10 protein-coding genes and 1 tRNA gene are annotated in these 13,826 nt (G+C 65.3%); all 11 read left to right on the forward strand.

Annotated elements, in window-relative coordinates:
* Nucleotides 1–791 (forward strand): elongation factor Tu (locus KEG57_RS29890; RefSeq protein ID WP_272421791.1); only part of this gene is annotated, 791 nt, incomplete at its 5' end.
* Nucleotides 792–800: 9 nt separating this feature from the next.
* Nucleotides 801–998: a 50S ribosomal protein L33 gene (gene rpmG / locus KEG57_RS29895; protein WP_372518185.1), complete on the forward strand. Its 198-nt coding sequence runs from the start codon at nucleotides 801–803 to the stop codon at nucleotides 996–998.
* A gap of 61 nt (nucleotides 999–1,059) precedes the next feature.
* Nucleotides 1,060–1,132: transfer RNA gene (locus KEG57_RS29900), tRNA-Trp, on the forward strand.
* Nucleotides 1,133–1,279: 147 nt separating this feature from the next.
* Nucleotides 1,280–1,939, forward strand: a complete 660-nt coding sequence (gene secE / locus KEG57_RS29905) for a preprotein translocase subunit SecE (RefSeq protein ID WP_272421792.1) — start codon at nucleotides 1,280–1,282, stop codon at nucleotides 1,937–1,939.
* A 22-nt stretch (nucleotides 1,940–1,961) separates the two neighbouring features.
* Complete coding sequence (gene nusG, locus KEG57_RS29910) at nucleotides 1,962–2,492, forward strand: transcription termination/antitermination protein NusG (RefSeq protein WP_136932097.1); 531 nt, start codon at nucleotides 1,962–1,964, stop codon at nucleotides 2,490–2,492.
* Between the two features lie 55 nt (nucleotides 2,493–2,547).
* Nucleotides 2,548–2,991 carry a 50S ribosomal protein L11 gene (rplK, locus tag KEG57_RS29915; protein ID WP_272421793.1) on the forward strand — a complete coding sequence of 148 codons (444 nt, stop codon included), beginning with the start codon at nucleotides 2,548–2,550 and terminating at the stop codon, nucleotides 2,989–2,991.
* Between the two features lie 170 nt (nucleotides 2,992–3,161).
* On the forward strand, nucleotides 3,162–3,872 hold the full coding sequence (rplA, locus tag KEG57_RS29920) for a 50S ribosomal protein L1 (protein ID WP_272421794.1): 711 nt from the start codon (nucleotides 3,162–3,164) through the stop codon (nucleotides 3,870–3,872).
* A gap of 2 nt (nucleotides 3,873–3,874) precedes the next feature.
* Nucleotides 3,875–4,411: a 50S ribosomal protein L10 gene (gene rplJ / locus KEG57_RS29925; protein ID WP_272421795.1), complete on the forward strand. Its 537-nt coding sequence runs from the start codon at nucleotides 3,875–3,877 to the stop codon at nucleotides 4,409–4,411.
* 173 nt (nucleotides 4,412–4,584) lie between these two features.
* Nucleotides 4,585–4,977, forward strand: coding sequence for a 50S ribosomal protein L7/L12 (gene rplL, locus KEG57_RS29930; RefSeq protein WP_272421797.1), 393 nt, complete (start codon nucleotides 4,585–4,587; stop codon nucleotides 4,975–4,977).
* 272 nt (nucleotides 4,978–5,249) lie between these two features.
* Nucleotides 5,250–9,377, forward strand: a complete 4,128-nt coding sequence (gene rpoB, locus KEG57_RS29935) for a DNA-directed RNA polymerase subunit beta (RefSeq protein WP_272421798.1) — start codon at nucleotides 5,250–5,252, stop codon at nucleotides 9,375–9,377.
* A 6-nt stretch (nucleotides 9,378–9,383) separates the two neighbouring features.
* Nucleotides 9,384–13,715, forward strand: a complete 4,332-nt coding sequence (gene rpoC, locus KEG57_RS29940; protein WP_272421799.1) for a DNA-directed RNA polymerase subunit beta' — start codon at nucleotides 9,384–9,386, stop codon at nucleotides 13,713–13,715.
* Nucleotides 13,716–13,826 lie beyond the last annotated feature (111 nt).

Here is a 13,826-nt window from a genome sequence, read left to right on the forward strand (position 1 = left end):
TCGTCTTCCTCAACAAGTGTGACGCGGTGGACGACCCGGAGATGCTCGACCTCGTCGAGATGGAGGTCCGCGAGCTCCTCAACAAGTACAACTTCAACGGCGACAACGCGCCGGTCGTCCGTGGTGCGTCGCTGCCTGCGCTTCAGGGTGACCCGAAGTGGGAGGCGAAGATCGGCGAGCTGCTCGACGCGCTCGACAGCTACATCCCGGAGCCGGAGCGCGCGATCGACAAGCCGTTCCTCATGGCGATCGAGGACGTGTTCTCGATCAAGGGCCGCGGCACGGTGGCGACGGGTCGTATCGAGCGTGGCGTGGTCAAGGTCGGCGAAGAGGTCGAGATCATCGGCTTCAAGGACACGCGCAAGACCGTGGTCACGGGCGTCGAGATGTTCCGGAAGCTGCTCGATCAGGGCATCGCCGGCGACAACGTCGGTTGCCTCCTGCGCGGCGTCGAGAAGGACGACATCGAGCGTGGCCAGGTCCTCGCGAAGCCGGGCTCGATCACCCCGCACACGGAGTTCTTGGGCGAGGTGTACGTCCTGAAGAAGGAGGAGGGCGGCCGTCACACGCCGTTCTTCACGAACTACCGCCCGCAGTTCTACATCCGGACGACGGACGTGACGGGCACCGTCAAGCTCCCCGAGGGGGTCAAGATGGTGATGCCGGGCGACAACATCACGATGAACATCGAGCTCATCGCGCCGGTCGCGCTCGAGGAGCAGATGCGGTTCGCGATCCGCGAGGGTGGCAAGACCGTCGGCGCGGGCATCGTGACCAAGATCCTCAAGTAACGAGGCGTGATGTCGGTGCAGGGCGGCGGTTCCCGTGGCTCCGGTGGGGCCACGGGAGAACGAGGGACACGCATCCCGGTCTCGCTGGCCTGCACCGAGTGTACGGCGAGGAACTACAAGACGACCAAGTCTCCCGGGGATTACGTAGAACTGAAGAAGTTCTGCAAGCAGTGCAAGAAGCACACGCTGCACCGGGAGACGAAGTAGTCGGATCCGAAGTAGACGAACCGCTCGGCTCGTGGCATCTGTCCCGGGTCGAGTAGGTTGAAGGGGTATAGCTCAGCTGGTAGAGCAGCGGATTCCAAATCCGCAGGTCGGGAGTTCGAGCCTCTCTGCCCCTGCCCTCAAGGGCCCCTCCTTTCGCTGTCCGTTCAGCACCAGGTGGGGCCGCACGAAACGCCTCGCTCGATCTCGCGAAAGCGAGCGGGCGAGGCGTAGATGTCGGTGACGCTGCTCGAAGCGGGATCCGGCACGTTTGGGAAACGGCGATGGCGACACGACGAGAGAAAGACGAGGCACGGAAGGCCCAGAAAAAGGGCTCTGCGCCGGACTCCGCCCCGGATTCGGGTGCGGATGCTTCGCTTGCGGTGCGCAAGGGAATCGATCTCGACGTGGCGCCCGACGCGGACGAAGTCGGCGAAGAGCACGACGAAGCTGCTGCAGAGGGCCCGGAAGGGCAGGCTCCTGGCGAAGAGGCCGGGGAAGACGGCGAGGTCGCGGCGGCGCGGCAGCTCGGGACCGACCGCTACGTGATGGCGGGGTTCTTCGGGGCGGCGATCCTCGGCGCGTACGTGCTTGGCAAGGCCATCCACGGGATCTGGAGCAACCTCTCGAACCGGGATTGGTTCAGCCGGGCGGTGCCTGCGCTCGCGGCGGTTGTGGATGAGGACAAGGCGACGTATGCGACCGTGATTGCGGGCGTCGTCGCGGTCATCGTCACGCTGCGGACCTATCGGCGTCCCGACGTGCGGGAGTGGACGGACGAGGTCGCTTCGGAGCTGATCAAGGTCAAGTGGCCGACCAAGAAGGACGTCACGAACTCAACCGTGGTGGTCATTGCGGCGAGCGCCGTGGCCACCCTTTATCTCGCGCTGCTCGACAGGTTGTGGTCGTTCGTGACGGGCATCGTCTACGGCACTGGAAGCTAGGGCCGTTCGGGAGCCACGCGCCATGGCGAAGAAGTGGTACGTCATTCATACCTACTCGGGCTACGAGGCAAAGGTGCGCGATGCGCTCCAGCAGCGAGCGAAGCAGCACGGCCTCGAGGACAAGATTGGCGAGATCTTGATCCCGAGTGAAACGGTCACGGAGAACCGTCCGGGGGGCAAGCAGCGGGTTCGCCAGAAGCTCAGCTTGCCTGGCTACATCTTCGCCGAGATGGAGATGAGCGAGACGGTGTGGCACCTCGTGAAGGACACGCCGAAGGTGACGGGCTTCATCGGCAACCAGACGCCGCAAGAGGTCCCGGCCCCGCAGATCGAGAGTCTGCGTCGAGGCATCGTGGAGGGCGCGGTCAAGCCGAAGCCCAAGCTCACGTTCGAGGTCGGCGAGGAGGTTCGCGTGCTCGACGGCGCGTTCGCCAACTTCACCGGGACCGTGGACGACGTGAAGATGGACAAGCAGAAGCTGAAGGTCAAGGTGTCGATCTTCGGCCGTCCGACCAGCGTGGAGCTCGATTTTTCTGCGGTAGAGAAGCGCTGAGCGACGCTCCGGGTCGGTACGAACAAGGTAGACGCAGCACAGAACGGGTAAAGCAATGGCGAAGAAGGTCACCGGGTACGTCAAGCTTCAGCTTCCTGCGGGGAAGGCCAACCCCTCGCCGCCGGTCGGTCCTGCGCTCGGCCAGCACGGCGTGAACATCATGGCGTTCTGCAAGGACTTCAACTCGCGGACCGCCTCGCAGGGCGACATGATCATCCCGGTGGTGATCACGGTCTATTCGGACCGGTCGTTCACGTTCATCTTGAAGACGCCGCCCGCGTCGGTCCTTCTCAAGAAGGCCGCGGGGCTCGAGACGAAGAAGAAGCCTGGCTCGGGTTCGAAGGAGCCGAACAAGGTGAAGGTCGGCCAGGTGACGCGCAAGCAGCTCCAGGAGCTTGCGCAAATGAAGATGCAGGACATGAACACGACGAACCTCGATTCGGCGATGCGCAGCATGGCGGGTACGGCCCGCTCGATGGGCATCACGATCGTCGACTGAGTTCGTCCTTCGCGCGCTCTGTCGCATCTCCGTTTGTCGGAGAAGCCGGCGACGGGCACGCGACCGCGTGAAAGCGCGGTTTTATAAGAGCACCCCCCACGTTGGGAGGAGAGCACCACGGTTAAAACGGCGCACCGTGGGAGGCGTAAGCCGATACAACAGGAGGGCAGATGCCGAAAGTCGCCAAGAAACGCGCTGCGGCCCAGGCCATGGTGGACCGCACGCGCAAGTACACGCTCCAAGAAGCGTGTGCGCTCGTAAAGCAGGCCGCATCGGCGAAGTTCGACGAGACCGTCGATATCGCTGTGCGGTTGGGCGTGAACCCGCGTCACGCGGACCAGATGGTTCGCGGCGCCGTGGTCATGCCGGCCGGAACGGGCCAGTCGGTCCGCGTCCTCGTCTTCGCCAAGGGCGAAAAGGCGAAGGAAGCGGAAGCGGCGGGCGCCGATTTCGTCGGTGAGGCCGACCTGGTGAACAAGATCCAGGAAGGCTTCATGGACTTCGACCGCGTGATCGCTACGCCCGACATGATGGGTTTGGTCGGTAAGCTCGGTCGTATCCTCGGTCCGCGAGGCCTCATGCCGAACCCGAAGGTCGGCACCGTCACCGTCGATGTGAAGACGGCGGTGTCCGAAGCGAAGGCCGGCAAGGTGGAGTACCGCGTCGAGAAGGCGGGCATCGTGCACGCTCGGATCGGCAAGGCCTCCTTCAAGGAGGACGCGCTCGCCAAGAACGCGGAGGCCTTGATTCAGGCTCTCATTCGCGCGAAGCCGTCGACGGCGAAGGGGGTGTACCTCCGGAGCATCACGTTGTCTTCGACGATGGGGCCGGGCGTCCGGATTGACCCGGTGCACCTCAGCGACAAGGGTGAGGAGGGCTGATCATGGAGCGCACGGAGAAAGAGGCTCTGGTCGGCGAGGTCAAGCAGCGATTCGATCGCATGACCTCGGCGGTCTTCCTCGACTTCACGGGGCTCAACGTCGCAGTGGTCACGAAGCTGCGCGACGAGTTCCGGAAGGCGGGCGTCGAGTATCGAGTCGTGAAAAACACGCTCGTTCGTCACGCGATCAAGCATCACGCGTGGTCGAAGAAGCTCGACGACACGCTGGTCGGGATGACCGGGATCGCCTGGAGTTACGAGGATCCCAGCGCCGCCGCGAAGGTCGTAAAGGCCTTCCGCAAGGACAAAGAGCACGAGAAGCTGAAGATCAAGGCGGGCCTCATCGAGGGCCAGATTCTCGACGCCGAAGGCGTGGAGAATCAGCTCGCGTCGATGCCCGGCAAGGACGAGCTCAGGGCGACGCTGCTTGCCACGTTGCAGGCGCCTCTCCAGCAGTTCTTGCAGCAGCTCAACGCGCCTCTTCAGAACTTCGCGTACCTGTTGAAGGCCAAGGAGGACGCGGCGGGCGGGGCGGGCTGAGCCCACGTTCCGGGTCCGATCGTGGTCGGGGCGAAGGGGGACCGGAGGTGGTCCGGAGCTCCAAACGCTCGACCAGTGAGAAAGGGCATTGCGCCCTTCGGGTTTTGATCTACAGACGCGCCCCGGGGTACTCATCCCACCGCGGCGCGCAGACGGTTTGAAGGAGTCTCGTCATGGCTGAGATCACGCGGGAGCAGGTCGTCGATTACCTTTCCAACCTGCCGGTCATCCAGATCGCCGAGCTCATCAAGGAGCTCGAGAACAAGTGGGGCGTGAAGGCTGCTCCGGCGGCGGTGGCGGTTGCTGCTGCTCCTGGTGGCGGTGGTGGTGAGGCTGCGCCCAAGGCCGAGGAGAAGACCGAGTTCGACGTCGTGCTGGCGAACGCCGGCGCGAACAAGATCGCGGTCATCAAGGCGGTCCGCGAGATCACGGGCCTTGGCCTCAAGGAGGCGAAGGACCTGGTCGAGGGCGCGCCCAAGAACGTGAAGGAAGCGGTCTCCAAGGCCGACGCCGAGGAGATGAAGAAGAAGCTCACCGAGGCAGGTGCGACGGTCGAGCTCAAGTAAGGATCCGAGCTTCCCGTTCAGGGACAGCGCGATCCGCCATGCGACGGCGGCAGGGGCGAACGTCCCTGCCGCGCGTCGAGTTTTGTCTTTGGGGGGTTTGCTGCTGCGTCTGTCGCGTGATTCGAGCGCGTCTTCCAGGTCGCGGTAGCGCAGCCGAGTTTGTCCGTCGCCGGGACCTTTGATGGCTGTTTCGTAGCTTCGAGGCTGATGCTCGGTTCGTGGAGCGCGCGGGGAACGAGCCCTGCGCACCCGTAGGAGCCGGAGGAATATCGATGCCGTCGGTCGTCCAATCCAACTTCCGCATCCGTAAGAATCTGGGGCGCGTTCGTCGCATCATCGACGTTCCGAACCTGATCGACATCCAGAAGTCCAGCTACGACAAGTTCCTCCAGATGAACGTCCCGCCGCACGAGCGGGAGGAAGTCGGGCTCCAGGCGGTGTTCCGCTCGGTGTTCCCCATCAAGGACTTCAACGGGACGAGTGAGCTCGTCTTCGTTTCGTACAACCTCGAGCCGCCGAAGTACGACGTCGAGGAGTGCCGCCAGCGAGGCATGACCTACGCGGCGCCGATCAAGGTCACCAACCAGCTCATGATCTACGACACCCGTGACGGCGGTGAGCGCATCGTCCGGGATATCAAGGAGCAGGAGGTGTACTTCGGCGAGCTGCCGCTGATGACCGAGACCGGTACGTTCATCATCAACGGCACCGAGCGCGTGGTCGTCAGCCAGCTGCACCGCTCGCCCGGCGTGTTCTTCGATCACGACAAGGGCAAGACGCACTCGAGCGGCAAGCTGCTCTACTCGGCGCGCGTCATCCCGTACCGCGGCTCGTGGCTCGATTTCGAGTTCGATCCGAAGGACATCATCTACGTGCGCATCGACCGTCGCCGGAAGATGCACGCGACCGTCCTCCTGCGCGCGCTCGGCTACTCGACGCAGGACCTCCTGAACTACTTCTACTCGACGGAGACGGTCTACCTCGAGAAGGGCGGCAAGTACGCGAAGAGCATCGAGTACGACCTCCTCGCGGGCCAGCGCGCGACGCGTGACATCAAGATCAAGGAAGATGTCATCGTCAAGAAGAACACGAAGTTCACGCGCGCCGCGATTCGCAAGATGAAGGAGGCGAAGCTCGAGCGCATGCAGGTCGAGACCGAGGAGCTCGTTAGCAAGGTCGCGGCGCACGACGTCGTCGACCCGGAGACGGGCGAGGTCATCGTCGAGGTGAACGAGGAGCTCACGGACGCCAAGCTCGAGCGTATCCGCGAGGCGAAGCTCGAGAGCTTCCGCATCCTCTTCATCGACGGCCTCAACGTCGGCTCGTACCTCCGCGACACGCTGCTCGCCGACAAGGTGAAGACGCAGGAGGACTCGATCCTCGAGATCTATCGTCGCCTCCGCCCGGGTGATCCGCCCACGCTCGAGACGGCGAAGACGCTCTTCCACAACTTGTTCTTCAACCCGGAGCGTTACGACCTCTCGAAGGTCGGCCGGCTGAAGCTGAACTACAAGTTCTACCGGGATCTGCCGGAGGGCCAGCGCCCGAACCTCGATCTCACGGTGCTCACGCCGCAGGACATCCTGGAGACGGTCCGGCACCTCATCGAGCTCAAGAACGGCCGCGGCTCGGTCGACGACATCGACCACCTCGGCAATCGCCGCGTGCGCGCGGTCGGCGAGCTCATGGAGAACCAGTACCGCATCGGCCTGGTCCGCATGGAGCGCGCGATCAAGGAGCGCATGAGCATGTCGCAGGAGATCGACACGCTTATGCCGCACGACCTGATCAACGCGAAGCCCGTGAGCGCGGTGGTCAAGGAGTACTTCGGGAGCTCGCAGCTCTCGCAGTTCATGGACCAGACAAACCCGCTCTCCGAGGTCACGCACAAGCGTCGTTTGTCCGCCCTCGGTCCGGGCGGCCTCACGCGCGAGCGCGCGGGCTTCGAGGTGCGCGACGTCCACGCCACGCACTACGGCCGCATCTGCCCGATCGAGACGCCGGAAGGCCCGAACATCGGCCTCATCGCGTCGCTCTCGACGTTCGCCCGCGTGAACGAGTTCGGCTTCGTCGAGACGCCCTACCGCAAGGTGACGGAGAGCACGGTGACCGACGAGGTCGTCTGGCTCAGTGCGCTCGAGGAAGAGGGCAAGTACATCGCGCAGGCGACGGCCGCGCTCGACGATGGTCGCAAGTTCCGCGAGAACGTGGTCTCGGCGCGTCTGAACGGCGATTTCAAGATCGTCGCGTCGGACATGATCGAGCTCATGGACATCGCGCCGAACCAGATGGTGAGCGTCGCGGCCGCGCTCGTGCCGTTCCTCGAGCACGACGACGCGAACCGCGCACTCATGGGCGCGAACATGCAGCGTCAGGCGGTGCCGCTCATCCGGAGCGAAGCGCCGCTCGTCGGCACGGGCATGGAGAACCGGCTCGCGCGGGACTCGGGCGTGTGTGTCGTGGCGCGTCGCCCGGGCATCGTGGAGAGCGTCGACGCGACGCGCATCGTGGTGCGCGCCGCGGGCGAGGGTGCCGAGGTGCCGGACATCTACCACCTCATGAAGTACCAGCGCTCGAACCAGTCGACCTGCTACACGCAGAAGCCGATCGTGCGCACGGGCGACGTGGTGAAGGCGGGCGACGTGCTCGCGGACGGCCCGTCGACGGACATGGGCGAGCTCGCGCTGGGGCAGAACGTGCTCGTCGCGTTCATGCCGTGGCAGGGCTACAACTTCGAGGACTCGATCCTGGTCTCGGAGCGCATCGCGAAGGACGACGTGTTCACCTCGATCCACATCGAGGAGTTCGAGTGCGTCGCGCGCGACACGAAGCTCGGCAAGGAGGAGATCACGCGCGACATCCCGAACGTCGGCGAGGAGGCCCTGAAGGACCTCGACGACTCGGGCATCGTGCGGATCGGCGCCGAGGTTCGTCCGGGCGACATCCTCGTCGGCAAGATCACGCCGAAGGGCGAGACGCAGCTCTCCCCCGAGGAGAAGCTGCTTCGCGCGATCTTCGGTGAGAAGGCCGGCGACGTGCGCGACAGCTCGCTCAAGGTCCCGCCGGGCGTGAGCGGCATCGTGATCAACGCGCGCGTCTTCTCGCGCAAGGGCACGGAGAAGGACGATCGCGCGCGGGACATCGAGGATCAGGAGCGCGCGCGGATCGAGCGGACGCGTGACGAGGAGATCAAGATCCTGCGCGATTCGTTCTATCGCCGGGTTCGCGAGATCCTGGTCGGCAAGACGACGAACGGGAAGCTCGTCGACGACAAGGGCAAGGTCCTGCTCCAGAAGGGCGACGAGATCACCGAGGCGGCCCTCGCCGAGATCCCGCGCCGTTACTGGGGCGAGATCCCGGTGGAGGAGACGGACCGGATCCAGAACATCCTGCGGGATCTGGAGGACCTCGTCCGCACGCGCGAGGAGCACTTCCGCGACAAGATCGAGCGCCTGTCGAAGGGCGACGAGCTGCCGCCGGGCGTGATCAAGATGGTGAAGGTCTACATCGCCATCAAGCGCAAGCTCCAGGTCGGCGACAAGATGGCAGGCCGCCACGGCAACAAGGGCGTCATCAGCCGGATTCTCCCGGAGGAGGACATGCCCTACCTGCAGGACGGCCGGCCGGTGGACATCGTGCTGAACCCGCTCGGCGTGCCGAGCCGCATGAACGTCGGTCAGATCCTGGAGATTCACCTCGGCTGGGGCGCCTACGAGCTCGGCCGGCAGATCCAGCAGATGATCGAGGATCAGAAGGCGGGCGCCGAGATCCGCAATCGTCTAGCCGAGGTCTACGCGGGAGACGAGGAGAACTCGGCGATCGTCGCGTCGATGGACGAGGGTGACGCCGTGCGTGCCGGGCGCAAGGTTCGTCAAGGCGTGTTCGTCGCGTCGCCGGTCTTCGACGGCGCGACCGAGGAGGACATCAAGGGCGCGCTCGCGCTCGCGCGTCTGCCGAGCTCGGGTCAGGCGATCCTGTTCGATGGTCGCACGGGCGAGGCGTTCGATCAGAACGTCACGGTGGGCATCATGTACATGCTGAAGCTGCACCACCTCGTGGACGACAAGATCCACGCCCGGTCGATCGGCCCCTACTCGCTCGTGACGCAGCAGCCGCTGGGCGGAAAGGCTCAGTTCGGCGGTCAGCGCCTCGGCGAGATGGAGGTGTGGGCGATGGAGGCCTACGGCGCGGCCTATGCGCTGCAGGAGTTCCTCACGGTGAAATCGGACGACGTCATGGGTCGTACGCGCATGTACGAGGCGATCGTCAAGGGCGAGTACACGCTGGAGGCCGGCCTGCCGGAGAGCTTCAACGTGCTCATCAAAGAGCTGCAATCGTTGTGTCTGAACGTCGAGCTGGTCGAGACGGGCCTCGAGGCCTCGGCCGCGGAAGAGGAGTGATGCCGAATGCGTGACATCTTCAGCTTCTTCGAGAAGCCCAAAGATCCGCTGTCGTTCAGCGCCATTCGGATCTCGCTCGCGAGCCCGGAGAAGATCCGGGAGTGGTCGCACGGCGAGGTGAAGAAGCCGGAGACCATCAACTACCGCACGTTCAAGCCGGAGCGGGATGGTCTCTTCTGCGCGAAGATCTTCGGGCCCGTAAAGGACTACGAGTGCAACTGCGGCAAGTACAAGCGCATGAAGCACCGTGGGATCGTGTGCGAGAAGTGCGGCGTCGAGGTCATTCAGTCGAAGGTTCGACGTGAGCGCCTCGGCCACATCTCGCTCGCGACGCCGGTCGCGCACATCTGGTTCCTGAAGAGCCTGCCGTCGCGCATCGGCAACATGCTCGACATCACGCTGAAGGATCTGGAGAAGGTCCTTTATTGCGAGGCGTACATCGTCATCGACCCGAAGGAGACGGGTCTGCAGCGCGGCGACCTCCTCAGCGAGGAGCGCTACCTGCAGATCATCGACGAGTACGGCGACGACAAGATCGCCGCGGGCATGGGCGGCGAGGCCGTGCTCGAGATGCTCAAGCAGGTCGACGTGCACGCGCTCGCGGAGCTGCTCCGCGAGGAGATGCGCAAGGCGACGAGCGAGGCGAAGCGCAAGAAGCTCGCGAAGCGCCTGAAGGTCGTCGAGGCGTTCCGGGAGAGCGGCAACCGGCCCGAGTGGATGATGCTCACGGTCATCCCCGTGCTGCCGCCCGACCTGCGTCCGCTCGTGCCGCTCGACGGTGGTCGGTTCGCGACGAGCGATCTGAACGACCTCTACCGCCGCGTCATCAACCGCAACAACCGCCTGAAGCGGCTGCTCGAGCTCAACGCGCCCGAGATCATCATCCGCAACGAGCGGCGCATGCTGCAGGAGGCGGTCGACGCGCTCTTCGACAACGGCCGCCGTGGCAAGACGATCACGGGCCCGAACAAGCGTCCGCTGAAGAGCCTCAGCGACATGCTGAAGGGCAAGCAGGGTCGCTTCCGTCAGAACCTGCTCGGCAAGCGCGTCGACTACTCGGGCCGCTCGGTCATCGTCGTCGGCCCGACGCTGCGCCTGCACCAGTGCGGTCTGCCGAAGAAGATGGCGCTCGAGCTCTTCAAGCCGTTCATCTACAACAAGCTGGAAGAGCGCGGGTACGTCAACACCATCAAGAGCGCGAAGAAGATGGTGGAGAAGGAGCGTCCCGAGGTCTGGGACATCCTCGAAGAAGTCATCAGTGAGCATCCGGTGCTCCTGAACCGCGCACCCACGCTCCACCGCCTGGGCATCCAGGCGTTCGAGCCGGTGCTCATCGAGGGCAAGGCGATCCAGCTCCACCCGCTCGTTTGCGCGGCGTTCAACGCCGACTTCGACGGCGACCAGATGGCCGTGCACGTCCCGCTCTCGATCGAGGCGCAGATGGAGGCGCGCGTGCTCATGATGAGCACGAACAACATCCTCTCGCCCGCGAACGGCAAGCCCATCATCAACCCGACGCAGGACATCGTGCTCGGGCTCTACTACGCCACGCGCGAGCGCAAGTTCTCGAAGGGGAGCTTCCGCGAGGGCAGCCTGCGCTTCGGCGCGGACGGTCAGGGCACCGAGGGCTCGACGGCCGAGGGGTATCTGCGCGGCGTCTACGCATCTCCCGAGGAGGTGCGCATGGCGTACGACGCGGGCGAGGTCGTGCTGCACGCGGGCATCCGCGTGCGCGTGCCGCACATCGACGAGGACGGTAACCCCGTTCGCGACGAGCACGGCCAGATCAAGCGCCGCATCGTGCAGACGACGGTGGGTCGTGTGCTCATCTCCGAGGTCCTGCCGAAGGGCGTGAGCTTCGACTACGCGAACAAGACGCTCGACAAGAAGGCCCTCTCGGCCCTCATCGACGTCTGCTACCGCGTCCACCGCAACAAGGAGACCGTCCTTCTGGCGGACCGGCTCCGCACGCTCGGCTTCGACCACGCGATGCGCGCCGGTATCTCGATCTGCATGGATCACATGGTGATCCCGCCGGCGAAGCGCGACCTCCTCGACGAGGCGCAGCGCGAGGTCGAGCGCGTGGTCGAGCAGTACCAGGAAGGTCTGATCACCGACGGCGAGCGCTACAACAAGATCGTCGACATCTGGGCCGGCGTGGCGGACGCCGTGACGGCGAAGATGATGGACGGGATCGGCAAGGAGCGCGTCGTCGATCCGGAGACGGGCAAGGAGAGCATCGAGCCGAGCTTCAACCCGATCTACATCATGGCGGATTCGGGCGCGCGTGGTTCGACCCAGCAGATCCGTCAGCTCGCGGCGATGCGCGGCCTCATGGCCAAGCCCTCCGGCGAGATCATCGAGACGCCCATCACGGCGAACTTCCGTGAAGGCCTCACCGTGCTGCAGTACTTCATCTCGACGCACGGCGCGCGTAAGGGCCTCGCGGATACGGCGCTCAAGACGGCGAACTCGGGTTACCTCACCCGGCGTCTCGTCGACGTCGCGCAGGACGCGGTCATCTCCGAGTTCGATTGCGCCACGATCGACGGCATCCGCGTGACGAAGCTCGAGGAGGCCGGCGAGGTGATCCAGCCCCTCGGCGACCGCATCCTCGGCCGCGTCGTGCTCGAGGACGTGATCGACCCGCTCACCGGCGAGGTCCTCATCACGGCCAACACCGAGCTCGACGAGGCCTCCGTCAAGCGGATCGAGGACGCGGGCATCGAGGAGGTCGTGATCCGGTCGGTGCTCACCTGCCAGACGCGGCGGGGCGTTTGCGCGCTCTGCTACGGCCGCGACCTCGCGCGTGGCTACCGCGTCAACATCGGCGAGGCGGTCGGCATCATCGCCGCCCAGTCGATCGGCGAGCCCGGCACGCAGCTCACGATGCGCACGTTCCACATCGGTGGTACGGCGGCCCGCGGCAAGATCGAGGCGAGCTACCTCGAGGCCCGGACCGAGGGCACCGTGCGCCTGCGCCGCGCGAACGTGCAGCGCAAGAAGGACGGCACCATGGTGGTCATGAACCGCCACGGCGAGCTCGTCGTCGTCGACGAGACGGGCCGCGAGCGCGAGCATCACCGCCTGGTCTACGGCGCCAACATGAAGGTCGCCGACGGCCAGCGCGTGAAGCCGGGCGAGCTGCTCGCCGAGTGGGACCAGTTCGCGACGCCGATCCTCACCGAGGTCACCGGCATCGTGAAGTACGGCGATCTCGTCGAGGGTGTCAGCGTCCAGGAGCGCGTCGACGAGGTCACGGGTCTGTCGCGCAAGGTCGTCATCGAGTCCAAGGCGGCCGACCTCCGCCCGCGGATCTCGCTGAAGGATCCGCACTCGAACGCGACCTTGAAGCTCCCGAACAGCGAGCTCGAGGCGCGTTACCTCCTGCCGGTCGGCGCGCACATCGTCGCCCAGCAGGACGACATGATCGAGGCCGGTGACATCATCGCCAAGATCCCGCGCGACACGACGAAGGTGCAGGACATCACCGGTGGTCTGCCCCGCGTCGCGGAGCTCTTCGAGGCCCGCAAGCCGAAGGATCACGCCATCATCAGCGAGATCGACGGCGAGGTCTCCTTCGGCAAGGACACGAAGGGCAAGCGCAAGGTGATCATCACGCCGTTCGGCGCGGATGGGCACCCGCTCGCGGATCAGGCGCGCGAGTACCTGATCCCCAAGGGCAAGCACATCCAGGTGCAGCCCGGCGATCGCGTGCGCGCCGGTGATCCGCTCCAGGACGGCCCGCCGAACCCGCACGACATCCTGCGCGTGAAGGGCGAGAAGGAGCTCGCGGCCTGGCTCGTGAACGAGATCCAGCAGGTCTACCGCCTGCAGGGTGTCGGTATCAACGACAAGCACATCGAGGTCATCGTGCGGCAGATGCTCCGGCGCGTTCGCGTCAAGGACGTCGGCGACACGAACTTCCTCGTGGACGAGCAGGTCGAGAAGCACCTCTTCGAGCGCGAGAACGAGCGGGTGCTCGAGCGTAGCGGCCGTCCCGCCATCGCCGAGCCGCTGCTCCTCGGCATCACGAAGGCGAGCCTGTCGACCGAGTCGTTCATCAGCGCCTCGTCGTTCCAGGAGACGACCAAGGTGCTCACCGAGGCGGCGATCAGCGGCAAGGTGGACGATCTCCGCGGCCTCAAGGAGAACGTCATCATGGGTCGCCTGATCCCGGCCGGGACGGGCCTGCCCGCCTACAAGCGGCTGCAGGTCATCGTCGAGGGCGAGCAGCCGGTGCGCGAGCGCGCGCCGGCCGCCGAGCCTGCGGCTCCGCCCATGGCGCCGCCGCGGCCTCGCCCCGAGGAGACGCTCACGGCCGTCAACGAGGAGTGAGCTGCAGGGTAGGGGGGTCGTCGTCGCCGACGGCCTCCTGACCCCAAAGCCGCACGCCCGCCCTGTCTTCAGGCGCGGGCGTGCGCTTTTTGTTCGGCCAGGCACGCGCCG

It is taken from the genome of Polyangium jinanense, from assembly GCF_028435365.1.

Bases quoted from the DNA above. Each gene is read 5' to 3' on its own strand.
- rpmG (WP_372518185.1), top strand. From the start codon at position 801: ATGTCGGTGCAGGGCGGCGGTTCCCGTGGCTCCGGTGGGGCCACGGGA.
- secE (WP_272421792.1), top strand. From the start codon at position 1,280: ATGGCGACACGACGAGAGAAAGACGAGGCACGGAAGGCCCAGAAAAAG.
- nusG (WP_136932097.1), top strand. From the start codon at position 1,962: ATGGCGAAGAAGTGGTACGTCATTCATACCTACTCGGGCTACGAGGCA.
- rplK (WP_272421793.1), top strand. From the start codon at position 2,548: ATGGCGAAGAAGGTCACCGGGTACGTCAAGCTTCAGCTTCCTGCGGGG.
- rplA (WP_272421794.1), top strand. From the start codon at position 3,162: ATGCCGAAAGTCGCCAAGAAACGCGCTGCGGCCCAGGCCATGGTGGAC.
- rplJ (WP_272421795.1), top strand. From the start codon at position 3,875: ATGGAGCGCACGGAGAAAGAGGCTCTGGTCGGCGAGGTCAAGCAGCGA.
- rplL (WP_272421797.1), top strand. From the start codon at position 4,585: ATGGCTGAGATCACGCGGGAGCAGGTCGTCGATTACCTTTCCAACCTG.
- rpoB (WP_272421798.1), top strand. From the start codon at position 5,250: ATGCCGTCGGTCGTCCAATCCAACTTCCGCATCCGTAAGAATCTGGGG.
- rpoC (WP_272421799.1), top strand. From the start codon at position 9,384: ATGCGTGACATCTTCAGCTTCTTCGAGAAGCCCAAAGATCCGCTGTCG.